21 protein-coding genes and 1 riboswitch are annotated in these 23643 nt (G+C 73.1%); of the genes, 16 read left to right on the top strand and 5 right to left on the bottom strand.

Annotation, left to right across the window (positions count from 1 at the left end; translation table 11 throughout):
* Positions 1–12: 12 nt before the first annotated feature.
* The 10 genes from ACNAW0_RS08700 to thiC all read left to right on the top strand — a co-directional run bounded on the left by ACNAW0_RS08700 (position 13) and on the right by thiC (position 9568).
* Entirely contained in the window at positions 13–618 is a 606-nt protein-coding gene (locus ACNAW0_RS08700; protein ID WP_416287305.1) for a class I SAM-dependent methyltransferase, read from the top strand.
* Positions 619–659: 41 nt separating this feature from the next.
* Positions 660–2339: an ATP-binding cassette domain-containing protein gene (locus ACNAW0_RS08695; protein ID WP_416287229.1), complete on the top strand. Its 1680-nt coding sequence runs from the start codon at positions 660–662 to the stop codon at positions 2337–2339.
* A 140-nt stretch (positions 2340–2479) separates the two neighbouring features.
* Complete coding sequence (locus tag ACNAW0_RS08690; protein ID WP_416287228.1) at positions 2480–3442, top strand: aldo/keto reductase; 963 nt, start codon at positions 2480–2482, stop codon at positions 3440–3442.
* A gap of 173 nt (positions 3443–3615) precedes the next feature.
* Positions 3616–3723, top strand: a riboswitch (TPP riboswitch).
* The gene (thiE, locus tag ACNAW0_RS08685) at positions 3718–4344 is read left to right on the top strand and encodes a thiamine phosphate synthase (protein ID WP_416287227.1); all 627 of its coding nucleotides are present in this window, start codon (positions 3718–3720) and stop codon (positions 4342–4344) included. It overlaps the preceding riboswitch by 6 nt.
* Positions 4338–5474: a glycine oxidase ThiO gene (gene thiO, locus ACNAW0_RS08680; RefSeq protein ID WP_416287226.1), complete on the top strand. Its 1137-nt coding sequence runs from the start codon at positions 4338–4340 to the stop codon at positions 5472–5474. Before thiE ends, thiO begins: the two co-directional genes overlap by 7 nt.
* The gene (thiS, locus tag ACNAW0_RS08675; RefSeq protein WP_416287225.1) at positions 5465–5665 is read left to right on the top strand and encodes a sulfur carrier protein ThiS; all 201 of its coding nucleotides are present in this window, start codon (positions 5465–5467) and stop codon (positions 5663–5665) included. Before thiO ends, thiS begins: the two co-directional genes overlap by 10 nt.
* Positions 5662–6441, top strand: a complete 780-nt coding sequence (locus ACNAW0_RS08670; RefSeq protein WP_416287224.1) for a thiazole synthase — start codon at positions 5662–5664, stop codon at positions 6439–6441. Before thiS ends, ACNAW0_RS08670 begins: the two co-directional genes overlap by 4 nt.
* 71 nt (positions 6442–6512) lie before the next feature.
* Positions 6513–7172: a thiamine phosphate synthase gene (locus ACNAW0_RS08665; protein WP_416287223.1), complete on the top strand. Its 660-nt coding sequence runs from the start codon at positions 6513–6515 to the stop codon at positions 7170–7172.
* Positions 7169–7957 carry a bifunctional hydroxymethylpyrimidine kinase/phosphomethylpyrimidine kinase gene (gene thiD, locus ACNAW0_RS08660; RefSeq protein WP_416287222.1) on the top strand — a complete coding sequence of 263 codons (789 nt, stop codon included), beginning with the start codon at positions 7169–7171 and terminating at the stop codon, positions 7955–7957. The genes ACNAW0_RS08665 and thiD overlap by 4 nt, the downstream gene beginning before the upstream one ends.
* Positions 7958–7975: 18 nt before the next feature.
* A complete protein-coding gene (gene thiC, locus ACNAW0_RS08655) occupies positions 7976–9568 on the top strand; it encodes a phosphomethylpyrimidine synthase ThiC (protein ID WP_416287221.1) in 1593 nt (530 codons plus the stop codon).
* A gap of 42 nt (positions 9569–9610) precedes the next feature.
* On the opposite strand, the gene ACNAW0_RS08650 is transcribed toward thiC, so the two are convergent.
* The 4 genes from ACNAW0_RS08650 to ACNAW0_RS08635 all read right to left on the bottom strand — a co-directional run bounded on the left by ACNAW0_RS08650 (position 9611) and on the right by ACNAW0_RS08635 (position 15017).
* Positions 9611–12838 carry a hypothetical protein gene (locus ACNAW0_RS08650; protein ID WP_416287220.1) on the bottom strand — a complete coding sequence of 1076 codons (3228 nt, stop codon included), beginning with the start codon at positions 12836–12838 and terminating at the stop codon, positions 9611–9613.
* Positions 12839–12922: 84 nt separating this feature from the next.
* On the bottom strand, positions 12923–13231 hold the full coding sequence (locus ACNAW0_RS08645) for a cupin (RefSeq protein ID WP_416287219.1): 309 nt from the start codon (positions 13229–13231) through the stop codon (positions 12923–12925).
* Entirely contained in the window at positions 13228–14178 is a 951-nt protein-coding gene (locus ACNAW0_RS08640; RefSeq protein ID WP_416287218.1) for an LLM class F420-dependent oxidoreductase, read from the bottom strand. The genes ACNAW0_RS08645 and ACNAW0_RS08640 overlap by 4 nt, the downstream gene beginning before the upstream one ends.
* Positions 14179–14180: 2 nt before the next feature.
* A complete protein-coding gene (locus tag ACNAW0_RS08635; protein ID WP_416287217.1) occupies positions 14181–15017 on the bottom strand; it encodes an ABC transporter ATP-binding protein in 837 nt (278 codons plus the stop codon).
* A 282-nt stretch (positions 15018–15299) separates the two neighbouring features.
* Here ACNAW0_RS08635 and ACNAW0_RS08630 point away from each other — a divergent pair, with 282 nt between their 5' ends.
* Both ACNAW0_RS08630 and ACNAW0_RS08625 read left to right on the top strand, forming a co-directional pair.
* Positions 15300–16328: an ABC transporter substrate-binding protein gene (locus ACNAW0_RS08630; RefSeq protein ID WP_416287216.1), complete on the top strand. Its 1029-nt coding sequence runs from the start codon at positions 15300–15302 to the stop codon at positions 16326–16328.
* Between the two features lie 97 nt (positions 16329–16425).
* Positions 16426–17265 (top strand): ABC transporter permease, encoded by an 840-nt coding sequence (locus ACNAW0_RS08625; RefSeq protein ID WP_416287215.1) that lies wholly within the window; start codon positions 16426–16428, stop codon positions 17263–17265.
* A gap of 106 nt (positions 17266–17371) precedes the next feature.
* Here ACNAW0_RS08625 and ACNAW0_RS08620 read toward each other — a convergent pair whose 3' ends face one another.
* Positions 17372–18553: an ABC transporter substrate-binding protein gene (locus ACNAW0_RS08620; RefSeq protein ID WP_416287214.1), complete on the bottom strand. Its 1182-nt coding sequence runs from the start codon at positions 18551–18553 to the stop codon at positions 17372–17374.
* 443 nt (positions 18554–18996) lie between these two features.
* Here ACNAW0_RS08620 and ACNAW0_RS08615 point away from each other — a divergent pair, with 443 nt between their 5' ends.
* From ACNAW0_RS08615 to ACNAW0_RS08600, 4 genes are all read left to right on the top strand, one after another.
* Complete coding sequence (locus tag ACNAW0_RS08615; RefSeq protein WP_416287213.1) at positions 18997–22140, top strand: nitrate- and nitrite sensing domain-containing protein; 3144 nt, start codon at positions 18997–18999, stop codon at positions 22138–22140.
* Entirely contained in the window at positions 22137–22544 is a 408-nt protein-coding gene (locus tag ACNAW0_RS08610) for a roadblock/LC7 domain-containing protein (RefSeq protein ID WP_416287212.1), read from the top strand. Before ACNAW0_RS08615 ends, ACNAW0_RS08610 begins: the two co-directional genes overlap by 4 nt.
* Positions 22545–22614: 70 nt before the next feature.
* The gene (locus ACNAW0_RS08605; protein ID WP_416287211.1) at positions 22615–22977 is read left to right on the top strand and encodes a DUF742 domain-containing protein; all 363 of its coding nucleotides are present in this window, start codon (positions 22615–22617) and stop codon (positions 22975–22977) included.
* Positions 22958–23581, top strand: a complete 624-nt coding sequence (locus tag ACNAW0_RS08600) for a GTP-binding protein (protein ID WP_416287210.1) — start codon at positions 22958–22960, stop codon at positions 23579–23581. Before ACNAW0_RS08605 ends, ACNAW0_RS08600 begins: the two co-directional genes overlap by 20 nt.
* The last annotated feature ends 62 nt before the right edge of the window (positions 23582–23643 follow it).

The raw sequence follows: 23643 nt of genomic DNA, 5'->3' as shown, positions 1-23643 counted from the left end.
ACAATGCCCGACGTGACCGGCGACCACTACTTCACCGCTGAACCCGCGACCGCCGCCCAGCCGCGCGAGGTCGAGTTCTCCGTCGCCGGGCGGGACTACACCCTCGCCTCGGCCGCCGGCGTCTTCTCCGCCGACCGCCTCGATGCCGGCACCGCCGTGCTGCTGCGCAAGGCCGAGCTGCCCGCCGCCGACGCCACCGGCCCGCTGCTCGACGTCGGCTGCGGCTTCGGGCCGATCACCTGCGTACTGGCCACCTGCGCGTCGTCCGCCGCCGTGTGGGCGGTCGACGTCAATGAGCGGGCCCGCGACCTCACCGCCGCGAACGCCGCCCGGCTGGGCGTCGCCGACCGGGTCCGGGTGGTCGCGCCGGACGACGTACCGGAGGATGTCCGCTTCGCGCAGATCTGGTCTAATCCGCCGATCCGGATCGGCAAGGCGGAGCTGCACGAACTGCTGCTGCGCTGGCTGCCCCGGCTCGCCCCGGACGGGATGGCCTGGCTGGTCGTCGCCCGGCACCTCGGCGGGGACTCGCTGCACCACTGGCTGGTCGAGCAGGGCTGGCAGGTCGAGCGGCACGCCAGCCAGAAGGGCTACCGGGTGCTCCGGGTCACCCGATAATCGGGTGTCGCCCGCCCCGGCCTCTCCGGCAGGATGCCCGCGTGGGTTACGTGGACGTGGCAGGGGTCGGGCACATCCTCCCGGACGGCCGGGAACTCTTCGCCGAGGTGTCGTTCCGGGTCGGTGAGGGCGCCAAGGTGGCGCTGGTCGGACCGAACGGCGCCGGCAAGACCACGCTGCTCCGGATGGTCGCCGGCGACCTGCCGGTCAAGACCGGGGCGATCGCCCGCTCCGGCGGCCTCGGCGTGATGCGGCAGTTCATCGGCATGATCGGGGACGACTCGACGCTCGCCGACCTGGCGCTCTCGCTCGCCCCGCCGGCGCTGCGCGACGCCGGCCACCGCCTCGCCGAGACCGAGGCGGCCATGAAGGCGGCCGAGGTCCGCGGCAAGTACAGCACCGCCGCCGGCAAGGCCCAGCTCGCGTACGCGGACGCCCTGGCCGCCTGGGGCGAGGTCGGCGGGTACGACGCGGAGGTGCTCTTCGACACCGTCGCCACCATCGTCCTCGACCTGCCGTGGGACGCCGCCCGGGACCGTCCGGTGCGTACCCTCTCCGGCGGCCAGCAGAAGCGCTTCGCCCTCGAACTGCTGCTCCGGGGCACCGACGAGGTGCTCCTCCTCGACGAGCCGGACAACTTCCTCGACGTGCCGGGCAAGCGGTGGCTGGAGGCGCGGCTGCGCGAGTCCGGCAAGTCGGTGCTTTACGTCTCGCACGACCGGGAGCTGCTGGCCCAGACCGCCGACCGGGTGGTCACCGTCGAGGGCGCCAGCGCCTGGGTGCACCCGGGTGGCTTCGCCAGCTGGCACGAGGCGCGGGTGGCCCGGCACGCCCGCCTCGACGAGCTGCGCCGCCGCTGGGACGAGGAACATCAGAAGCTGCGCGAGCTGATGCTGATGTACAAGCAGAAGGCCGCGTACAACTCCGACATGGCCTCGCGTTATCAGTCGGCGCAGACCCGGTTGCGCAAGTTCGAGGAGGCCGGGCCGCCGCCCGTACCCCCGAAGGACCAGGACATCCGGATGCGGCTGACCGGCGGGCGGACCGGCAAGCGCGCGGTGATCGCCGAGCAGCTTGAGCTCGACGGCCTGACCTGCCCGTTCGACCTGGAACTCTGGTACGGCGACCGGGTCGCCGTTCTCGGCGCCAACGGGACCGGCAAGTCGCACTTCCTCCGCCTGGTGGCCCGCGGCGGCACCGACCCGGACCCGGCCAACACCCCGGTCGACGGCGCGGCGGCGCTCGCACCCGTCGCCCACGACGGGGTGGTACGCCTCGGTGCCCGGGTCCGGCCCGGCCATTTCTCGCAGACCCACGACCGGCCGGAGCTGATGGAGAAGACGCTGGTCGACATCCTCTGGCGGGGCGACGAGCACCGCGCCGGGCTGGACCGGCACGCGGCGATGGCGGCGCTGTCCCGGTACGAGCTGGCCGGGCAGGGCGACCAGCGGTTCGGCACGCTCTCCGGCGGGCAGCAGGCGCGTTTCCTGGTGCTGCTGCTGGAGCTCTCCGGCGCGACCCTGCTGCTGCTCGACGAGCCCACCGACAACCTCGACCTGGCCTCCGCCGAGGCGCTCGAAGCGGGGCTGGCCGCGTTCGAGGGGACGGTGATCGCGGTGACCCACGACCGGTGGTTCACCCGCTCCTTCGACCGGTTCGTGCTGTTCCGCGGCGACGGCGAGGTGGTCGAGACCCCCGAGCCGGTCTGGGACGTCGGCTGATCGGGTGCCGTGCCGGCGCGTCGGGGCCGGCGGCCAGCAAGGGTCAGCCGACGCTGTGGAGGTGATGTCGTGAACGACTCACCGCGTCGGTCCGCCGACGTTCCCGGCCCGTCCGGTGGCGGTCCTGCCTGCCGCATAGGGTGAATCTCGTGACTGAGATGACCTACCGCCGGCTGGGCGACTCCGGGCTCGTGGTGTCCGTGGTCGGCGTCGGCTGCAACAACTTCGGCCGCAAGCTCGACCTCGACGGCACTCGGGCGGTGGTCGAGGCCGCGCTCGACGCCGGGATCAACTTCTTCGACACCGCCGACATCTACGGTGAGCCGCAGGGCAGCTCCGAGGAACTGCTCGGGCAGGCGCTCAAGGGCCACCGGGACGACGTGGTGGTCGCCACCAAGTTCGGCATGGACATGCACGGCCTGAACGGGCCGGACCACGGCGCCCGGGGCGCCCGCCGCTACATCGCCCGGGCGGTCGAGGCGTCGCTGCGCCGGCTCGGCACCGACCACATCGACCTGTACCAGATGCACGACCCCGACCCGGGCACCCCGATCGACGAGACCCTCGCCGCCCTGGACGACCTGGTCCGCGCCGGCAAGGTCCGCTACCTCGGCAATTCGAACTTCGCCGGCTGGCAGATCGCCGACGCCGACTGGACCGCCTCCTCCCAGGGCCGGACCCGCTTCATCTCCGCCCAGAACCACTACAGCCTGCTGCAGCGGAGCGTGGAGGCCGAGGTCATTCCCGCCTGCGAGCGGTTCGGCCTCGGCATGCTGCCGTTCTTCCCGCTGGCCAACGGCCTGCTCACCGGCAAGTACCACCGGGGCGAGGCGCCGCCCGCGGGCAGCCGGCTCGCCGGCGGCGGCCGGTACGCCGAGCGGCTGGCCGCGGCGAACTGGGACACCATCGAGGCGATCGAGGCGTACGCGGCCGAGCGCGGGCTCTCCATGCTCCAGGTGGCCATCGGCGGACTCGCCGCCCGCCCGGCGGTGACCTCGGTGATCGCTGGCGCCACCACGCCCGAGCAGGTACGCGCCAACGCCGAGGCGGGCGCCTGGCAGCCCACCGACGAGGACCTCGACGCCCTCGACGCCCTCCTCTGACCGGGCTTTCCGCTGCCCCGGTGCCGTTCCCACGGGTGCCGGGGCAGCCTGCTGTACGGCGCCGCATCGCGTGCGGGGCGCTGATCGGCTGTCCACGCCCTCCACTCAGCAGGGGTGGGAAAAGTATCACCCGCCCTTGGCGGATGCGCGGCGGACGTCGTACGGTAGGCCGCAAGTGACCCACGGGAGCCCGGTGCACCGGGCTGAGAGGGGGGCTACAGCCCCCGACCGTCGAACCTGATCCGGGTAATGCCGGCGCAGGGAGGAGTGTTGCCGTGCCGTCCCTGGGACGACTGCATCTCATTACCGACACCCGGCCGGGGCGGGAACCGCTCGCCGTGCTGCGCGCCGCACTGCCGGTTGCCCGCGCCGAACTGGTCGTCCAGGTCCGGATGGAGGATGACGCCACCGACCGGGAGGCGTACGAGCTGGCCCGCCGGATGGTCGCGCTGTGCCGGCCGTACGAGGCGACCTGCCTGGTCAACGACCGGCTGCACGTGGCGCTCGCGGTGGACGCGGCCGGCGGCCACGTCGGCGCGGACGACCTGCCCGTGGCAGCCGCCCGCCAGGTGCTCGGCTCCACCGCCGTGCTCGGCGTTACCGCGCGGGACCCGGGCACCGCCGTCGCGGCGGTCGCCGGCGGCGCCAGCTATCTGGGCGTGGGCCCCTGCCACGCCACCGCCACCAAGGCGGGGCTGCCCGATCCGATCGGCCCGCACGGGGTACGCGCGGTCGCCGAGGCGGTGGATGTGCCGCTGATCGCGATCGGCGGGGTGACCGCCGCGAGGGTGCCGGCGCTGCGAGCCGCCGGGGCGTACGGGGTGGCGGTGGTCGGTGCGCTGTCGCAGGCCGCCGACCCGGCGCGGGTCACCGCCGAGCTGATCGAGGCGCTGACGTGTTAATAGGGGGCCCCTCCTCTACCGGAGGCGTTAACAGGGGGCCCTTCCTTCCGGACGTCGCGGTGGTGGGGGCGGGACCGGTCGGGTTGGCGATCGCGTGGCGGTGCGCGCAGCGCGGGCTGCGGGTGGTCGTCCACGATCCGACGCCGGGCTCCGGGGCGTCGCACGTGGCGGCCGGAATGCTGTCGCCGGTGGCCGAGGCGTACTTCGGCGAGCACGAGCTGACCGGGCTGCTCGCCGAGTCCGCCGCCCGTTGGCCGGCCTTCGCGGCCGAGCTGGCCGAGGCTGCCGGCACCGACGTCGGGTACCGCACCGACGGCACGCTGGTGGTCGGGTTGACCGCCGACGATCTGGCCGAGGCGCGCCGGCTCTGGGCGTACCAGCAGGGGTTGGGGCTGCCGATCACGCCGCTGCGCCCTTCGGCGTTGCGGGACCGCGAACCGGCGCTGGCCCCCCGGGTGCGCGGCGGCGCGGTCGCCCCCGGCGACCACCAGGTCGACCCGCGCCGGCTGGTGGCCGCGCTGAGGGTGGCGGCCGAGCGGGCCGGCGTCGCGCTGCGCCCCGCGCCGGTCGCCCGGCTCTCCGACGTGGACGCCCGGGTCACCGTGGTCGCCGCCGGGTGCGGGGCGGCGGCGCTCACCGGGCTGCCGGTCCGGCCGGTGAAGGGGCAGGTGCTCCGGCTCCGCGCGCCCGGTCGCGGCGCGCCGGGCTTCCGGCACGTGATCCGTGGGTACGCCGACGGCGAGTCGATCTACCTGGTGCCGCGGTACAGCGGCGAGGTGGTGGTCGGGGCGACCGTCGAGGAGCGCGCCGACACCGAGGTGACCGCCGGCGCGGTGCTCCGGCTGCTGCGCGCCGCCGTCGACCTGGTCCCCGAGCTGGCCGAGTACGACCTGGTCGAGGCGTCCGCCGGGCTGCGCCCCGGTACGCCGGACAACGCACCGATCATCGGACCGCTGCCCGGCCGGCCGGGCGTGCTTGCCGCCACCGGGCACCACCGGCACGGCATCGTCCTCACCCCGGTCACCGCCGACCTGGTCACCGAGCTGATCGTCACCGGCGAGCCGGACCCGCTGCTCGCCCCGTTCACCCCGGCCCGGTTCGTACCCGAGGAGGAGCGCAAATGGAACTGATCGTCAACGGTGCCGGGCGGACCCTGCCCGGCGGAGCGACCGTGGCCGACGTGGTCCGGGCGGCCACCGACCAGCGGCGCGGCCTGGCGGTCGCGGTCAACGGCGAGGTCGTGCCGCGCGGCGGATGGTCGGCGACCACCCTCCGCGACGGCGACCGGGTCGAGGTGCTCAGCGCCGCGCAGGGCGGGTGAGCGGGATGCCGTTCGAACTCGGCGGGCTCACCTTCGGCTCGCGGCTCGTCCTCGGCACCGGCGGCGCCGCCAACCTGCACGTGCTGGAACAGGCGATCCGCGCCTCCGGCACCGAACTGGTCACCGTGGCGCTGCGCCGGGTGGACACCGCGCCGGACGCCGCCGGCGGCCTGCTCGGCCTGCTCGACCGGTGCGGCGTACGGGTGCTGCCGAACACGGCCGGCTGCTACACCGCGTCGGAGGCGGTGAAGGTGGCACACCTGGCCCGGGAGGCGTTCGACACCGACTGGGTGAAGCTGGAGGTGATCGGCGACGAGCGCACGCTGCTGCCCGACGGGGTGGAGCTGCTGCGCGCCGCCGAGGAGCTGGTGGCGGACGGGTTCACCGTGCTGCCGTACACCTCGGACGATCCGATCCTGGCCCGGCGGCTGGCCGACGTGGGCTGCGCGGCGGTGATGCCGGCCGGTGCCCCGATCGGCTCCGGCCTGGGCGTGAGCAACCCGCACCACATCCGGCTGATCCGGCAGAGCGTGGCCGTGCCCGTGATCCTCGACGCCGGCATCGGCACCGCCTCGGACGCCGCGCTCGCCATGGAGTTGGGCTGCGACGCGGTGCTGCTGGCCAGCGCGGTCACCCGGGCCGCCGACCCGGTGGCGATGGCCACCGCCATGCGGTGCGCGGTGGAGGCCGGACACCTCGCGTACGGCGCGGGCCGCATCCCCCGGCGCTTCCACGCCCTCGCCTCCACCCCGAACGAGGGAAGGCCGGACCTGTGATCGGGTGTGCTGCCGTAGATCTCGGACGGAAACGGCCCCTGGCGGGGCCGCGATCTTCCAAGATCTCCGTCGTGCCGTCGGGCGTGGTGGTGCTGACGGATCGGCGGGTGGCGCGGCGGCCGTTGGTCGAGGTGGTCGCGGCGGCCGCGGGCGGGGGAGTGCGCTGGGTGGTGCTACGGGAGAAGGACCTGCCGCGCGCCGAGCGGGTCGCGCTCGCCGCCGAGCTGCGGGCGATCCTGGCCGAGGTGGGCGGCACCCTGGTCGTCGCCGGGCCGGACCCGCTCGACGGTGACGCCGTGCACCTGCCCGCCGCAGGCCCGTACCCGCCGCCGGCCGTCGGGCTCGTCGGTCGCTCCTGCCACGACGCCACCGAGCTGGCCCGCCTCACCACAGAGGACTACGCCACCATCTCGCCCGTCTTCCCCACGAAAACCAAGCCCGGCTACGGCCCACCCCTGAACACGAGTGGGCTCGCCATGTTGGCGCAGGTCAGCCCGGTGCCGGCCCTGGCACTGGGCGGCATCGAGACACCGGAACAGGTGCAGGCGTGCGTCGAGGCGAAAGCCGCAGGGGTGGCGGTGCTCGGCGCGATCATGCGCGCCGAAAACCCAGCCGAGGCAGCCACCACGCTGACCAGAGCCTTCGACGAGGCGGTCACCCCCATGCCGCGAAGCTGGCACGAAACGACGGAGGCCCAGCCCTCAACCGCAACCACTGGAGACAACACGTGACACCGCGGACAGTCCTCACCATCGCCGGATCGGACTCCGGCGCAGGAGCGGGCATCCAGGCCGACCTCAAGGTCTTCGCCGCTCTCGGGGCGTACGGCACCAGCGTGCTCACCGCGGTCACCGCACAGAACACCCGTGGCGTCGACGCCGTTCTGCCCCTGCCCCCGCGGACCGTCCGGGACCAGCTCGACAGCGTGCTCGGCGACTTCGACGTACGCGCGGTCAAGACCGGCATGCTCGGCACCCCGGCGGTCGCCGACGCGATCGCCGAGGCGGCGGAGGCGGGACGACTGCCCCGGCTCGTCGTCGACCCGGTGCTGGTCGCCACCAGCGGGCACCGGCTCGGCGTGGTGGAGTCGGTGCGGCGGCTGCTGCCGTACGCCGAGGTGGCGACGCCGAACTGTGCGGAGGCCGCAGCCCTCACCGGACGCCCGGTGACCACGGTCGAGGAGATGGTCGCGGCGGCCGAGGCCCTCGCGGCCACCGGCCCGGCGAACGTGGTGGTGACCGGCGGCGACGTGGACGCGGCGGGTGAGTCGGTGGACGTGCTGGTCGGCGAGGGGGTGACCACGCTGCTGCGCGGGCCGAGGGTGCCGACCCGGCACAGCCACGGCACCGGCTGTTCGTTCTCCGCGGCGATCACCGTCCGACTGGCGGCCGGCGACCCGGTGCCGGTCGCGGTCACCGCCGCCAAGGAGTACGTCACCCGCGCGCTGGCCGGCGCGCGGGACTGGGAACTGGGCGCGGGATCGGGCCCGCTGGACCACTTCGGCTGGTCCGCTTGAACCGACAGGGAGGCTGCCATGCAGGCACGACGCAAGTTCTACGTCGAGGGGTCACGGCCGGACATCCGGGTGCCGTTCGCCGAGGTGACGCTGACCGGGAACAACCCGCCGGTACGCCTTTACGACACCTCCGGCCCCGGCTCCGACCCGGAGGTGGGGTTGCCGCCGCTGCGCGGGCCGTGGATCGCCGACCGGGGTGACGTCGCGCCGGTACGCGGCGCGGGTACCCCGCTGGCCGGCGCCGACGGGAAACGCCCGACCCAGCTCGCGTACGCGAGGGCCGGGCTGGTCACGCCGGAGATGGAGTTCGTGGCGATCCGGGAGGGCATGCCGCCGGAGTTTGTCCGGGACGAGATCGCGGCCGGGCGGGCGGTGCTGCCGCTCAACGTCAACCACCCCGAGTGCGAGCCGGCGATCATCGGCAAGGCCTTCCTGGTGAAGGTGAACGCCAACATCGGCACGTCGGCGGTCACCTCCTCGATCGCCGAGGAGGTGGAGAAGCTGACCTGGGCCACCCGGTGGGGCGCGGACACCGTGATGGACCTGTCCACCGGTAAGCGGATCCACGAGACCCGCGAGGCGATCGTGCGGAACTCGCCGGTGCCGATCGGCACCGTGCCGATCTACCAGGCGCTGGAGAAGGTCGGCGGCGACCCGGTGAAGCTGAGCTGGGAGGTGTTCCGCGAGACCGTCATCGAGCAGGCCGAGCAGGGCGTCGACTACATGACCGTGCACGCCGGGGTGCGGCTGCCGTACGTGCCGCTGGCCGTGGACCGGGTGACCGGCATCGTCTCCCGGGGTGGCTCGATCATGGCGGCCTGGTGCCTCGCTCACCACGAAGAGAACTTCCTCTACACCAACTTCCGCGAGCTGTGCGAGATCCTCGCCCGGTACGACGTGACGTTCTCGCTCGGCGACGGGTTGCGCCCCGGCTCCATCGCGGACGCCAACGACGAGGCGCAGTTCGCTGAGCTGCGTACCCTCGGCGAGCTGACGCGGATCGCCTGGGAGTACGACGTCCAGGTGATGATCGAGGGCCCGGGGCACGTGCCGATGCACAAGATCAAGGAGAACGTGGACCTCCAGCAGGAGTGGTGCCACGAGGCGCCGTTCTACACGCTGGGGCCGCTGACCACGGACATCGCGCCCGCGTACGACCACATCACCTCGGCCATCGGCGCGGCGATGATCGGCATGTTCGGCACCGCGATGCTCTGCTACGTCACTCCGAAGGAGCACCTCGGTCTGCCGGACCGGGACGACGTGAAGGCGGGCGTGATCGCGTACAAGATCGCGGCACACGCGGCGGACCTGGCCAAGGGGCACCCCGGGGCGCAGGCCTGGGACGACGCGCTGTCCAAGGCCCGGTTCGAGTTCCGCTGGGAGGACCAGTTCAACCTCTCGCTCGACCCGCAGACCGCGCGGTCGTACCACGACGCGACACTCCCCGCGGAGCCGGCGAAGACGGCGCACTTCTGCTCGATGTGCGGGCCGAAGTTCTGCTCCATGAAGATCACCCAGGAGCTGAAGGACTACGCGGCGCGCGGCATGCAGGACAAGTCCACGGAGTTCCGGTCCGCCGGGTCCCGGATCTACCTGCCCATGGCCTGAGTCCGGGGCCGAGCCGGCCACCTGGTCGGCCCGGCCGTCCGGTCAGTCACGGTGATGCCGGCCGGTACGCAACCTACGGGTCCCGGCCACGTCGGCATCCGAGGCGAGCCCGGCGACCCAGTCGACGTACTCCTCGTCCTGTGCCGCCAGCGGCTCCGACTCGTGGTCGGTCCGGCCGGCGTTGCCCGGCCCGCCGTCCTTGGCCCGGTTGCGCCGGAACAGGACGCGCCGGAACTTCGACTTCCCGTCGCCCGGCTCGACCTCGGCAGCGGGGCCCGTCGCGACGGCCTCGCCGGGGTCGGCGTGCCGGCCGCCCGCTTGCGGGGCGTTCGGGCCGGCCGGGGTGGCAGGCCGGGCGTTGGCGAAGGCATCCCAGCGGGCGGCCCGGCTCAGGTCAGGTAGGGCGTGGTGCCGGGGACGCGGTGTCGACTCGACCCGGGTCTCCGCCGTCGGTGCGTCGGTCCGCTCCGGTGTGCCGGTCGTGCCGCCGGTCCGCTCCGGTGCGTCGGTCGTGCCGCCGGTCCGCTCCGGTGTGTCGGTCGTGCCGCCGGTGGCGGTGCTGTCTGTGGTGGCGGTGCTGTCCGGCCCGGTGCTGTCGGCCGGGGCGACCGGCTGGCTCGGCGCGGGGGCGGCCGGCTCGTTCGGCGCGGGGGCGGCCGGCTGGCTCGGCGCGGGGGCGGTCGGCTGGCTCGGCGGGGGGGCGGTCGGCTGGCTCGGCGGGGGCGCGACCGGCCAGGCCGGCATGTCGCTTCGCCCGTCCGTCACATCCTCGAAGATCGGGAAGCGTGGGCGTGGCGATGCCGGAGCCTCGACCGAGGCGGGGAGGTCGCTCGTGACCGGCTCGTCTTCCGAAAAGAAGTAGCTCGGCGCCCTGCCTTCATCGTGGGTGGTCGTGGGATCCGGCGTGGCACCGGCCGCCTCGGCCGGCCTCGGTCGGGCCGGGGCCGTTTGGGCGGGGATCGGCTGGGCGGAAGCCGGCTCGACCGGCGCTTCCCCGGTTGGCGCCACCGGGGGAGCAGCCGGGCCGGTGTGAGCCTTGCGTCCGCGCGTGGACCGTCCGCCCGGTCGCGTGTCGGTCTCGGCCGCGCCGGCCACCGGCGCGTCCGCCGCCGAAGGGCTCGCCGGCACGCTGCTCGGCGCGGACCCGCCGGTCTGATCACGTCGGGCCCGGACCGGGTCGGCGGCGTCCACTTCGGCCGGGTCCACCCGAGCGCTGTCCGTCCCGGCCGGTTTCACCCGCGTGGTGTCCGGCCCGGCCGGGTCCAGCCGCGCGCTGTCGGCTTCGGTCGGATTCACCTCGACCGGGTTCTGCTCGGGTGCCGAGGGTGCTTGCCGCCGGGACCGGCGCCCGGCGGCTGGTCGCGGGGCTGGGGGAGCCGTCCGGCGTCCGTCGGCCTGCGCCGACCTTCCGTCGGTGGGCGGATTGCCGCCGGATGGATCGGTGCGCGGCGTTGGTGCCACCGCGACCGGCGTGCCGGGCTCCGACTCAGGCCCGACCGGCGTCCCTTTCGCAACCGTCGATGGTGCCGGGTCCGGGAGCGCGGACACGGCGACGTCCGGTTGTGGCGACGGCACCGGCTCGGGAAGCCGCTCCGAGCCCCGAGTTGGGGCTGGAGCCGGGGCCGAAGTCGAGGCCGGGGCTGGGGCTGGGGCTGGGGCTGGGGCTGGGGCCGGGGCTGGGGCCGGGGCTGGAGCCGGGGCCGAAGTCGAGGCTGGGGCTGGGGCCGAAGTTGAGGTCGGGGCCGGGGCGGACGTTTGTGCTTCCGGCTCGACGGGCGGGCGCGGTGCCGAGCGGTCGGTGGCGAGCACGTCGATGGCGGAGGTACGCCGTCCCGGAGGCAGCAGCCCCGGCATCGGCAGGCTCCGCGTCAGGTCGTCCACGTCCCGGTCGACGGCCGGCTCGGCCATGCCGGCGTCGTGGTCCGTGCTCGGGGTGGAATCCGCTTCCGGCGTGGCAGGGGTGGGGATCGCGACCGCCGGCCCCGGCTCGCCGCCGCCGGCGTGCTCGCGCGATGTGGGGTGCTCGTGGGGCGTGGTGTGTACGGCGGAGGTGGTGTGGCTCCCGGACGTCTCGTGCTCGGCGGACCAGGTGCGGTCGCCGGAGGTCGGTCGGTCTTCGTCATTGGTGCGGTCGGGGGCCGTCCGAGCGGCACGGGACCGCCCGGCCGGCACGGGCGCCGGTGTGACACCCGAGGGTGCCGGCCAGTCCCAGTGCGCGGGCGCGGAGGCCACGGCACCCGTGGGAGGCGCTTCTCGTCGGATGCCGGGGCGGTCAGGTGCGCCGACCGTACCGCCGGCCGCCGGCGGAGGGCAGCCGGCGCCGGGCCCGGCGGTGGTGCCCGGGTTGCTGGGAATGGCTGGCAACGGTGGCAGGGGCTGGAGGACGTCGGTGGGTTCGAGCGCGACGGCCTCCGGTTCCGCGATCGGCCGGCGTAGCACCGCGGTGGCGGCCGAGCCGAGCGCGCCGGCGGCGACCGCGATCAGCGCCCCGTAGTAGGGAGTGAGCTGGTACCGGTCGGCCGCAGTGCCCGGCCCGGCGGTCAGGTACGCGAAGGCCAGCAGCACCGGCCCGGCCGCCCCGGCCGCCCCGCCGACCAGCGGAAGGTGACCGCGCCGGCGGGCGAGCGCGCCGACCGCCGCGCCGGCCAGCAGGGCGATCAGGGGCAGGAGCAGTACGGCCAGGCGCTGCGCGGTTTCGGCGTCCAGCCAGGACGGTTCGAGGACGCCCAGGCGTACGGTGACCAGCGGCCCGGCCGAGGACACCGACGGCGCGACGGAGAGCAGCGCGATCAGCCAGACGGCCGCTGCGGTGAGCGCGATGTTCCACCCGAACGGCGGCTTGAGCAGGACGACGATCGCCGCGCCCGCCCCGATCACCGCGCCGAGGATCGCGCAGATGCCGACCGCCCACACCGGGTCGATGGTGCCGCCGAGCTCGGCGGCCCGGGCCGGTTGCATGCAGAGTGGTGCGACCACGGTCGCGCCCAGCGCGGCGGCACCGGCGAGGGACAGCAGTTCGGTGGTGCCACCCGGGGATCCGTCCCGGCGGGCGAGGCGTTCGGTGCCGACGGCACCGGTCACCGCGGCGACCGCCGCGAACCAGCCGATCCAGGCGAGTTGGGCGGGCCACCGGTTGACCGCACCGTCGGTGAACGCGCCGTCGAGGCGCACGACGCCGAACCCGTACGCGATGCCGAGCTGGCCGGCCCCGGCCAGCATGCTCACCCCGAGCGCCGTGAGCAGTAGTCTGCTCCACGTCCGAAAGGCCATGTCCGGCACGTTACGGCCCGGTGACCCTGATCGCCACCAATGCCCCCGCGCGGCGCGGCGCGTCGGCGTGGCCACGCCGAGTGGCTACTTCAACTCGACCAGGCGGGCCAGGTAGGTCGTGTCCCCGATGTTGGTCAGCATGTGCACCGCGCCCGGGTCGCGGTAGACCACCCCGCCGGTCGGCTCGTCGGCGTCGATGGTGGTGCCGTCGATGGTCTGTACGACGTTCTTGGCTCCCTGGATCGCGACCACCAGGTAGGGGTGGTCGTGCCGGTGCAGCGGCTGCCGCTCGCCCGGCTCCAGGCGGATGTGCCAGACGCGGACCTTGTCGTTCTCGTAGACGATCTCCTGGCCCACGGGACCGAGTTCGAGGTCGGTGGTGAGGTCGGTCATCGGGTCCCGTCCAGTTGGGGGAGCACCTCGGCGGCGATCAGTTCCAGGTGGTCGAGGTCGTCGAAGTCGATCAGGCGCAGGTGCACCCGGGTGGCGCCGACGGCGGCGAACTCGCCGAGCCGGTCGACGAGCTGGGCGGGAGAGCCCACCACCGGGTCCTCCGGCGGGAGCGCGCTCTTGACGTGCAGCGGCGCCGCCCGGCGCTGCGCCTCGACGTCGGTACGGCCGATCGCCACCACCACCCCGGCGGAGAACACCAGCGGCGCCCGCCCCGACGCGGTACGCCCGACCCGGTCGCACGCCTCGCGGACGCGCTGGTACGCGGCGGCGGTCTCGGCGACGGTCTTGAACGGCATGTTGAACTCGTCGGCGTACCGGGCGGCCAGCTCCGGGGTGCGCTTCGGCCCCCGCCCGCCGACGATCAGCGGCGGCCCGGGCCGCTGCACCGGCTTGGGCAGCGCGGGCGCGTCGAACAGCTGGTAGTGCTCGCCCTTGAAGCTGTACGTCTCGCCCGACGGGGTGCCCCACAGCCCGGTGATGATCTCAAGCTGCTCGGCCAGGCGGTCGAACCGTTCGCCGACGGCGGGGAAGGGGATGCCGTACGCGGTGTGCTCCCGCTCGTACCAGCCGGCGCCGATGCCCAGCTCGACCCGGCCGCCGCTCATCTGGTCGACCTGGGCCACCTGCACGGCGAGCGGCCCGGGTAGCCGGAAGGTGGCCGAGGTGACCAGGGTGCCGAGCCGGATGCGGGAGGTCTCCCGGGCCAGCGCGGCGAGCGTCAGCCAGGCGTCGGTGGGGCCGGGCAGCCCCGGGTCGTCGCCCATCGACCGGTAGTGGTCGGCGCGGAGGAAACCCTCGAAGCCGGTCTCCTCGACCCGCCGGGCGAACCGGAGCTGGTCGTCGTAGCTGGCACCGCGGTGTGGCTCGGTGAACACCGACACCCGCATGGTCAGCGACCTCCCGTCCCGGCCGGTGCGGGCTCGGCCGGGCCGGGTTCGTCCGCCGGGCCGGGCAGCGCGGGTACGTCCGGGACGTCCCGCTCCATCAGTAGCTCGTGCAGGTCGGCGCTGATCCGGGCCACGTCGGCCAGGTGCGCGTTGCGGCCCAGGGTGCGCGGTCGGGGGACGTCGACCTCGACCACCTCGCGGATCCGGCCGGGGCGCGGGCTGAGCACGACCACCCGGTCGGCGAGCAGCACCGCCTCGTCGATCGAGTGGGTGACGAAGACGATTGTCGCCTTCGTCTCCATGTGCACCCGCTGGAGCTCGCCGGAGAGTTCTTCCCGGGTGAGCGCGTCGAGCGCCGAGAAGGGCTCGTCCATCAGCATCACGCGCGGTTCGCCGATCAGCGAGCGGCAGAGCGAGACCCGCTGCTGCATGCCGCCGGACAGCTCGTGTGGCAGGCGCTTCTCGAAGCCGCCCAGCCCGGCCATCTCCAGCAGCTCGCGGGCCCGGTCGCGGTGCTTCGCCCGGCTCCAGCCGAAGATCTCGACCGGGAGCAGGACATTGTCCAGCACCGAGCGCCAGGGCAGCAGCGCCGGACGCTGGAACAGCATGGCGATGTCCCGGCGGGGCTTCGTGATCGGCGTGCCGCCGACCGTGATCTCACCGGCGGTGGCCGGGAGCAGCCCCGCGATCATGCGGAGCAGGGTCGACTTGCCGCAGCCGGATCGGCCGAGAACGGCGACGAACTCGCCCTCGGCGACGTCGAGATCGATGCCGCGTACCGCCTCGACCCGCCCGGAGCGGCCGTCGAAGGTGCGGGACACCCCGGCCAGTCGGATCATCCTCCGCCGGCTCCTTCCACGTCATGAACGTGAGCCGACCTAGCGTAACCGGTCAATCCTCATAGCACCGTCAGGGGTGGACAGCAGTCCACTTTCCGGCAGGCGACTTCGTTTCCGTTCCGCAACCCGCACGCCCGACGGCGTTCGCTGACCTTCTCGTACGCTGTTGCGCGCGAAGAGTCCCCTCACGACGGTCCCGTCGGCTTTCCCTTGTGCCGGCGCCGTCGAATCAACGACCCGCCCGGGTGAACATGGCTCGGTCGGAAAGGACATGGTGCATAGATGAGAAGGCTGACCCGTACGGTCGCCGCCGCCGCGCTGGCCACCGCCCTCGCCCTGGTCTCGGGTTGCAGCAGCGGCTCGGACAAGTCCGAGGACATCAAGAGCACGGGCGGCGCGCTGGAGAAGGTGACCTACCTCACCTCGTTCGGCAACTTCGGCCGTGACTCGTACGCCTGGGTGGCGAAGGAGAAGGGCTTCTTCAAGGACGCCGGCTTCGACGTCGACATCAAGCCCGGCCAGGGCAGCGGCGCGGTCATCCAGACCGTCACCGGCGGCCAGGCCGACTTCGGCGTGATCGACCTGACCGGCGGCATCCTCCAGCTCGGCAACGGCCAGGCCAAGGACTTCGTCGCGGTGGCGGCGATCCAGCAGCGCACCATGGCCGCGATCGTGTCGGTCGAGGGCAAGAACATCGCGACCCCGAAGGACCTCGAGGGCAAGAAGCTCGCCGACACCCCCGGCTCCGTCGTGCGCAACCTCTTCCCGACGTACGCCCGGCTGGCCGGCATCGACGGCAGCAAGGTGACCTGGGTCAACGGTGAGGCACAGGCCCTGATGGGCATGCTCGGCTCCGGCTCGGTCGACGGCATCGGCCAGTTCGTGGTCGGTCAGCCCACGGTCGCGGCGGTGACCAACAAGACGCCGGTCGTGCTGCCCTACAGCAACGTCATGCAGGACCTCTACGGCAACGCGCTGATCACCTCGGCGAAGACCGCCAAGGAGAAGCCGGAGATGGTGAAGAAGTTCACCGCGGCGCTGCTCAAGGGCCTCGAGTACGCCCTGGCCAACCCGCAGGAGGCGGCGGACATCCTGAAGAAGAAGGTGGATGCCACCAACCCGGCCGCGGCCAAGGCCGAGCTCGAGCTGATGGCCGCGTACGTCCGATCCAGCAACTCCGGCACCGCGCTCGGCACCCTGGACAGTGGCCGGGTCGCCAAGAGCATCGCCCTGCTGCAGGGCGCGGGCGCGCTCAAGCAGGAGGTCACCCCCGACCAGATCATCGACTTCAACCTCGCGCCGAAGGCCTGACCGGCCGGCTCGGACACCGGGGGTGCGGCCCGCCGTTCCGGCGGGGCGCACCCCCTTCGCGTGCCGGTCGTTCGACCGGTCGAGAGAGGAGGACACGTTGACGCAGTTGACCGAGGCCCCCGCCGGGGCACCGGCCACAGCCGCAGCGCGGACCGCGCCGCGCCGGCCCAGGGTACGCCCGGCGGTGGTGGGGCTGCCCGCGCTCGGGTTGGTGATCGCGGGGGCGGTCTGGTGGCTGGTCACCTCGGGTCTGCACCTGGTCCCGCCGGCGGCGCTACCGCCGCCGCAGGCGGTGTGGGCCTCGCTGACCGGGTCGGCCCACGTGCTGCTGCCGGCGCTGGTGAGCTCCACCTGGATGACGCTGTCCGGCTTCCTGCTGTCGGCGGTCGCCGGGGTGCTGATCGGGATGGCCCTGGCCGCCTCGCGCCGGGTGGAGCAGATGTTCGCGCCGCTGCTGGTGGCGGTCAACGCGGTGCCGAAGATCGCGCTCGGCCCGCTGCTGGTGGTCATGGTGGGTTGGGGGCAGAAGCCGATCCTGCTCATGGTGTTCCTGCTCTGCTTCTTCCCGATCGTGCTCTCCACCGCGACGGGGCTGACCACCACCCCGGCCGACCTGGCCGACCTGGCCCGGTCGCTGAACGCGTCGTGGTGGCAGTCGTTCCGCAAGGTGCGTCTCCCGGCCGCCCTGCCGCAGATCTTCGTCGGGTTGAAGGTGGCGATGCCGCTCGCCGCGATCGGCGCCGTGATCGGGGAGTTCTACTCGGACCGGCCCGGGCTGGGCTACCAGATCCTCCAGTACAACGGCATCGGCGACTTCGCGACGGCGTGGGCGGCGATCATCCTGGTCGCCCTGATGAGCATCCTGCTCTACTCGGCCCTCACCATCGTCGAACGCCTGACCCTCCCCTGGCTCAAGGCCACCACCTCGGCGAGGTGACCGCAAGGCACCGACGAAGGTGTGGCCCCAGCGCAACCGGCGGAGGGATCAAGCCTGACCGCCCGGAGCCGGTTGTGCTGGGGCCACACCCAGAGCGCAACCAGACTCAGCCAGCCAGCCGCCAGCGCCCACCTCGCGCCACCAACGTCGTGAGCGCCTGCGGCATCAGGCCGGAGTGGTTGTCCGGGGTCATCCGGATCGGGCCGGAGAGCCCGTCGAGTTGCGCGGTCTCCAGGACGTCGCGCAGAGCGTCCCGGTCCACCGTGCCGGCCTGGCTGCCGGCGCGCAGTTCGGCGTCGGCGATGAGTTGGACCGCGTCGGCGGCGAACGACGAGGAGCCGTGGTAGCCACCGAAGCGGGCGGTGTAGTCCTGGAACCACTGGCGGCGCGCGGCCTTGGCCGGGGTGGTGGCGATGACGTCGTCGATCACCATGGTCTGGGTGAAGATCAGCGTGGCCTGTTCCGTCGAGCCGGACGAGGCACCGAGGAAGAGTTCGCCGGCCGCCGCCGCGTCGAAGAACAACGGGCCCTTGAAGCGGGCCTGCCGGGCGCTGACGGCCGCCAGCGAGGCCTGCTCGGGCGGGGTCCAGACGATCAGTGCCTCGGGCTTCTTCGCGAGCAGATCGGTGACCTGGCCGCTGACGTCGGTGTCGGTCGGTCGTACCGCCTTGGCGTGGAGCAGCTTGACGTCGGCCTTGGCGAACTCCCGCTGCAGCGCGGCGAGCCCTTCCTCGCCGTAACTGCCGGAGCTGTGCAGCACGGCGACCTTGCGGATGTTGTGCCGGCCCAGTTCGGCGGTGAGGGCGGCGGCGCTGTCGGTCGCGTTCGGAGCCAGCTTGAACATGTAGCGGCGGTCGGCGACCGGTTCGGTGACGGCGGCGGAGGCGGCGAGCGCGATCGTCGGAACCCGCTTCTCGCCGATCGTCCGGGCGGCACCGACCGCGCATTCGTTGCAGCCGCCCATGATGATGGCGCTGACGCGCGAGTCGCCGCTGAAATCGTTGATGTTGCGCAAGGATTCGGCGGCGTCGGAGCGGTTGTCCTTCCACCTGACTTCAATCTTCCGGGCGCCCAGCGCACCGGAGGAGTTCAACTGCTCGACCTTCAGTTCCAGCGCCCGTTGGTACACCTTGCCGACGGGCGCGGAGGCACCGGAGAGTTCGAGGTCCGCGGCGATCACGATCGGGTTGGTGTCCTGCTGCTTCCCGCCGAACTGGCAGCCGGTGAGCGTGGTGGCCAGCACGGCCGATGCGAGCGCCGCGACGCTCGCGGAGCGGATGGGGCTCAACTCAGTCCTCCAGGTGCGGCGCGGGCGTAGGCCCGATCACCGCCGCTTGTCCGTCCTCATTGGAGGAACGGGATTGGGTGCCGTACGGTGTGCGCGAAGCCTGGAAAACCTTGCCAATGCCGGGCCCTGCGGTCAAGCGCGGATGTCGACGTCCTCGGGACGCCCATCCCACATATTGGGGATGCGGAATGGTGGCCGGCGATTACTGCGCAGATATGACCGGCCACGCTGGGTTCACACGTCCAGTTCAGAGGCTCGGGGAAAAGAAGGTATTAGTTGACCGGAGCACGGGTTGAGCGCCCACCGACCGTTTCCTGCCCCACTGCGGCTTCCCAAACGGGATCTTCTCTGATGAAATCGCGGCCGTGCCGCGCATGGCGCTGGCCGCTGTACTTGACGCGGATCGGCGGGGCGGGCGTGGAAGATACGACGGAGGCGATGTCGTGAGCACCGGATCTGCGGCCCTGCCCGAGAGCCCCGACGCAGATAAGCGGAAGCGGCGGCGACTGCCTCAGCTCCGTGACGCGCGTATCCGATCCAAGCTCGCGCTCATTCTGGTCGTTCCGGTCGCCGCAGTCATCGCACTGGCAGGTGTCCGACTCGTCTCGGTCGGCCAGAGCGCGTACGAGGCCACCCGGATCCGGTCGCTGACCGCGTTGTCGATCGACGTCTCGGCGCTGGCCCAGGACCTGCACAAGGAGCGGATGGCCGCGGCCGCCTACCTGGCCGGGCCGAACAGCGGGCCGGACGGCACCAACGACTTCAACCTGCGGGTACGGCGTACCGACGAGCGGATCGCGGCGTACCAGGACGATCGTGGACAGCTCGGCAGCGTGCCGGCCTCGATCCGGGACCGGCTCAAGGTGATCGACGACCACCTGGCCACGCTGAACGGCACCCGGCAGGAGGTGCTGGACCGGCGGCAGATGCCGGTGGCCGAGGCGAGCCTGCGCTACGGCATCGTTCTCGACGACCTGGTCGCGTACGGGGACGCCCTGGCCCAGCAGCCCGGCGCGGAGAGCATCGCTGGCGCCCGCCGCGCGGTGGCCGCGTTCGCCCACGCCAAGGCGGAGGTCGCCGACGAGCAGGCGGTCGCCTTCACCGCGCTCGCCGCCGGGCGGATCGACGAGGAACAGTTCTCATCCTTCCTGGCCACACTGACCGCCCAGCAGGAGGCGCTGCTCTCCTTCTCCCGGGCTGCCGAGCCGGCTCAGCGGTCCCTGGTGAACAGCACGGTCTCCGGTGACGCGGTGCAGCTCGCCGACCGGGTGGCGAACGACGTGTCCCGTTCGGTCGGGTCCCGTTCGGTCGGGCAGGCCCCGCCGGTCACCGGGGACGACGCCGCCACCGCCATCGGCGCGGTCAACGACCTGATGCGATGGGCCGAGATCCAGCTCCAGGAGCAGCTGCTCAGCGCGGCCGACCAGGCCCGCGCCGACGTCACCCGGCAGGCCTTCGTCGAGAGCCTGCTCGTCCTGCTCACGCTGGCCATCGCCGTGACGCTGGCCGTGGTGCTCGCCCGCTCGCTCAACGAGTCGCTGCGCCGGCTGCGCGAGGGCGCCCTGGCGGTGGCGAACCATGAACTGCCGGACGCGGTGAGCCGGCTGCAGAACGTCAACGCGGTCGGCGACGGCGGTGTGGACGAGATCGTCCGGCAGGTCCGGGACCCGATCAAGCTGACCAACCGCGACGAGGTCGGCCAGGTGGCGGCGGCCTTCAACGTGGTCCACCGGGAGGCGGTCCGGGTGGCGGCCGAGCAGGCCGCACTTCGGACCAGCGTCTCGGCGATGTTCCTCAACCTGGCCCGGCGCTCGCAGAACCTGGTCGACCGCATGATCGGCGAGCTGGACGCGATCGAGCGCGGCGAGGAGGACCCGAAGCGGCTCGCCCGGCTCTTCGAGCTCGACCACCTGGCCACCCGGATGCGCCGCAACGACGAGAACCTGCTGGTGCTGGCGGGTGCCGACTCGGCCGTGCCGCGCCGGGAGGACGCGCTCCTGGTCGACGTGCTGCGGGCGGCCCAGTCCGAGGTGGAGCTCTACAACCGGATCGAGTTCGGCACCGTCGACACCGACATCTCCGTCGCCTCGCACGTGGTCAACGACGTGGTCCGCCTCGTCGCCGAGCTGCTCGACAACGCCACCCGGTTCTCGCCGCCGAACACCACGGTGGTCGCCGACGGCCGGCGGATCCGGGACTACGTGCTGATCCAGGTCGAGGACCGCGGCCTCGGCCTGAGTGAAGAGCAGCTCGATTCGCTGAACCGTCGGCTGGCCGCCCCACCGACGGTCGACGTCGCCGCGTTCCGCCTGATGGGCCTCGCCGTGGTGGGTCGGCTCGCCTCCCGCTACGGCATCCGTGTGGAGTTGCGACGCAACGTCGAGGGCGGCACCGTCGCCCAGGTGACCCTGCCCAACTCCGCCGTGGTGCTGCCGGCGAACCGGAGCCAGGCCTCGCTGGCCCGGCCGCGCCAGCCGCTCGCCGTCGAACAGTCCCCGGTGAGCCAGGGCGCCGCCACGGCCGATCCGCTGGCCGACGCGACGCGGGGCGCGACGGCGACCCTCACCGACCAGTGGCACACCGCGTCGCCGCCGCCGGCCCGCTGGCAGTCCGCGGCCGACGCACGGGACACCGGTCCGGCCGTACAGCTGGGCGGTACGACCGACGCGCTGCCGAGCGTGCCGATACCCGCGCCGGTCACGCCCGCGGCGTCGGCCCCCGTGTCCGATGCCGGCTGGTCGACCGATGGAGGACCCACCGCCACGCACCCCACGCTCGATCCACTGCCGAAGCGGACTCCGGGCGGCGAGACGAGCGCGCCGGCCACCCCCGCTCCGATGGCGCCGTCGGCCTACCCGCCCGCGCCGGCCACCCCCGCTCCGGTGGCGCCGCCGGCCTACCCGCCCGCGCTGGCCGCCCCTGCTCCGGTGGCCCCGCCGGCCTACCCGCCCGGGCCGGTGTACCAGTCGGTCGCGGCGGTGCCTCCGGCGCCGGCCGCGCCGGTGGTGGCGACCGCGCCGGTGGTGGCCCAGACCGCGCCGCCGGCCGAGGCGCCGATCTTCCGGGAGATGGAGGCGGTCTGGTTCCGCTCGCACGGCAATGACGAGACCACCATCTTCGCCCGGCTGCGGTTCGACGACGAGCCGGCGCCCGCCGCGGCGCGGCCGGTCGCCGCGGCTCCGCCGCCGCTGCCGACCCGTACCCCGGGCGCCCAGGCGTCGGGGCTGGCCTCGCCTCCGCCGTACACGCCGCCGGCGGCGCCATCCACTCCGCCCGCCGCCGTACCCCCGTCGCCGCCGACGACCGACGCGAGCGCCTGGCGGACGGCGGCCGACGAGGGCTGGTCGCGGGCCAGTCGTGCCGCGGAGCCCACCAACGGCGGCACCACCCGTTCCGGCCTGCCGAAGCGGGTGCCGCAGGCCCAGCTCGTGCCCGGCGGCATCGAGCCCAAGGGCAGTCGGGCCAGCACCCGGCGCACGCCGGACGAAGTACGCGGCCTGCTGTCGGCCTACCACCGCGGTGTGCAGCGGGGTCGGACGGCCGGCGCGGACCTGAACAGCACCTCGACCAAGGAGACGAACCGATGAACAGGCCAGCGGCCATGCAGGACATGGGTTGGCTGCTCACCAACTTCGCCGACAGCGTGGCGGGCATCGCCCACGTGGTGGCGGTGTCCGCGGACGGGCTGCTGCTCGCCTCCTCCCGCGACCTGCCGACGGACCGGGCCGACCAGCTCGCCGCGATCACCTCCGGTGTGGTGAGCCTGACCGAGGGCGCCGCTCGGATGTTCAGCGCCGGCGGGGTGCTCCAGACGGTCATCGAGATGGACAGCGGATACCTCTTCCTCATGTCCATCAGCGACGGCTCGTCGATGGCGGTGCTGGCCGCCCGCAGCTGCGACGTCGGTCAGGTGGGCTACGAGATGGCGCTGCTGGTGGAACGGGTCGGTCAGGCCCTGATTCCGCTGCGGAGGGATGCCGTCCGGTCCTGACCGGGCGGTGGACGTGACCTGGTGACCCGGAGCCGGCCCGGCTCCGTACGGAAGGGGAGGTGATCGCGAGATGGAACCACGGCGGGATCCGCGTGGGGCGCTGGTGCGACCGTACGCGGTCACCCGTGGCCGCACCGAGCCGTTGCAGAACATCGCGCTCGAGGCGGTGCTGTCGTGCTCTCTCACCCAGTGTGCCGAGGCGCGGTTCGCCGGGCACGACAAGTACCGCATCGCCACGGTCTGCGAAGGCCGGGCACAGTCACTGGCGGAGATCGCCGCGTACACCCGGATGCCGCTGGGGGTCACCCGGGTGCTGGTCGCCGACATGGTGACCGAGGGCCTGCTGACGCTACACACTGCCGCTCCCGCGACCGGGTTCCAGGAGCGAATGAACCTGCTTGGAAGGGTGCTAAGTGGACTTCGCGAACTATGACCCCGCGGGGGCGAACCGCAGCCGGGAGATCATCTCCGCGAAGATCGTGATCGCGGGTGGCTTCGGGGTGGGCAAGACCACCCTGGTCGGTGCGATCTCCGAGATCACCCCGCTGACCACCGAGGCGCTGATGACCGTGGCCGGCGTGGGCATCGACGACCCGTCGAAGGTGCCCGGCAAGGAGACCACCACGGTCGCCATGGACTTCGGCCGGATCACCATGGCCCAGGATCTGATCCTCTACCTGTTCGGTACGCCGGGTCAGACCCGTTTCTGGTTCATGTGGGACGAGATCATCCGCGGTGCGGTGGGCGCGGCCGTGCTGGTGGACACCCGGCGGATCACCGACGCGTTCGCCCCGCTGGACTACTTCGAGAACCGGAACCTGCCGTACGTGGTGGCGCTGAACCGGTTCGACGGCGCCCCGCTGTACGACCTGGATGAGATTCGCGAGTCGCTGTCGATCTCGCCCGACGTGCCGCTGGTGATGTGCGACGCCCGGCAGCGCGAGTCGGTCAAGCAGGTGCTGGTGACCGTCGTCGAGCACGCCATGCTCCGCCTCCAGGCCGAGCACGACCGCGGCCACCCGGCCTCGGTCGGCTGACCGCCCCCGCCGGGCATGCTCGGCGGGGCCACCGGCTACCTGGCGGTCAGGGGGGTGCCGCA

This window comes from Micromonospora sp. SL1-18, from assembly GCF_047921505.1.
Classification (GTDB): domain Bacteria; phylum Actinomycetota; class Actinomycetes; order Mycobacteriales; family Micromonosporaceae; genus Micromonospora.
The sequence above is the reverse complement of the archived record's forward strand: the minus strand, read 5'-3'. Positions and strand labels throughout refer to the sequence as shown.

What these genes read in the sequence shown, in the direction of transcription:
- ACNAW0_RS08630 (WP_416287216.1), top strand. Translation starts at nt 15,300, where the DNA reads ATGAGAAGGCTGACCCGTACGGTCGCCGCCGCCGCGCTGGCCACCGCC.
- thiC (WP_416287221.1), top strand. Translation starts at nt 7,976, where the DNA reads ATGCAGGCACGACGCAAGTTCTACGTCGAGGGGTCACGGCCGGACATC.
- ACNAW0_RS08610 (WP_416287212.1), top strand. Translation starts at nt 22,137, where the DNA reads ATGAACAGGCCAGCGGCCATGCAGGACATGGGTTGGCTGCTCACCAAC.
- ACNAW0_RS08605 (WP_416287211.1), top strand. Translation starts at nt 22,615, where the DNA reads ATGGAACCACGGCGGGATCCGCGTGGGGCGCTGGTGCGACCGTACGCG.
- ACNAW0_RS08650 (WP_416287220.1), bottom strand. Translation starts at nt 12,838, where the DNA reads ATGGCCTTTCGGACGTGGAGCAGACTACTGCTCACGGCGCTCGGGGTG.
- thiS (WP_416287225.1), top strand. Translation starts at nt 5,465, where the DNA reads ATGGAACTGATCGTCAACGGTGCCGGGCGGACCCTGCCCGGCGGAGCG.
- ACNAW0_RS08645 (WP_416287219.1), bottom strand. Translation starts at nt 13,231, where the DNA reads ATGACCGACCTCACCACCGACCTCGAACTCGGTCCCGTGGGCCAGGAG.
- ACNAW0_RS08640 (WP_416287218.1), bottom strand. Translation starts at nt 14,178, where the DNA reads ATGCGGGTGTCGGTGTTCACCGAGCCACACCGCGGTGCCAGCTACGAC.
- ACNAW0_RS08635 (WP_416287217.1), bottom strand. Translation starts at nt 15,017, where the DNA reads ATGATCCGACTGGCCGGGGTGTCCCGCACCTTCGACGGCCGCTCCGGG.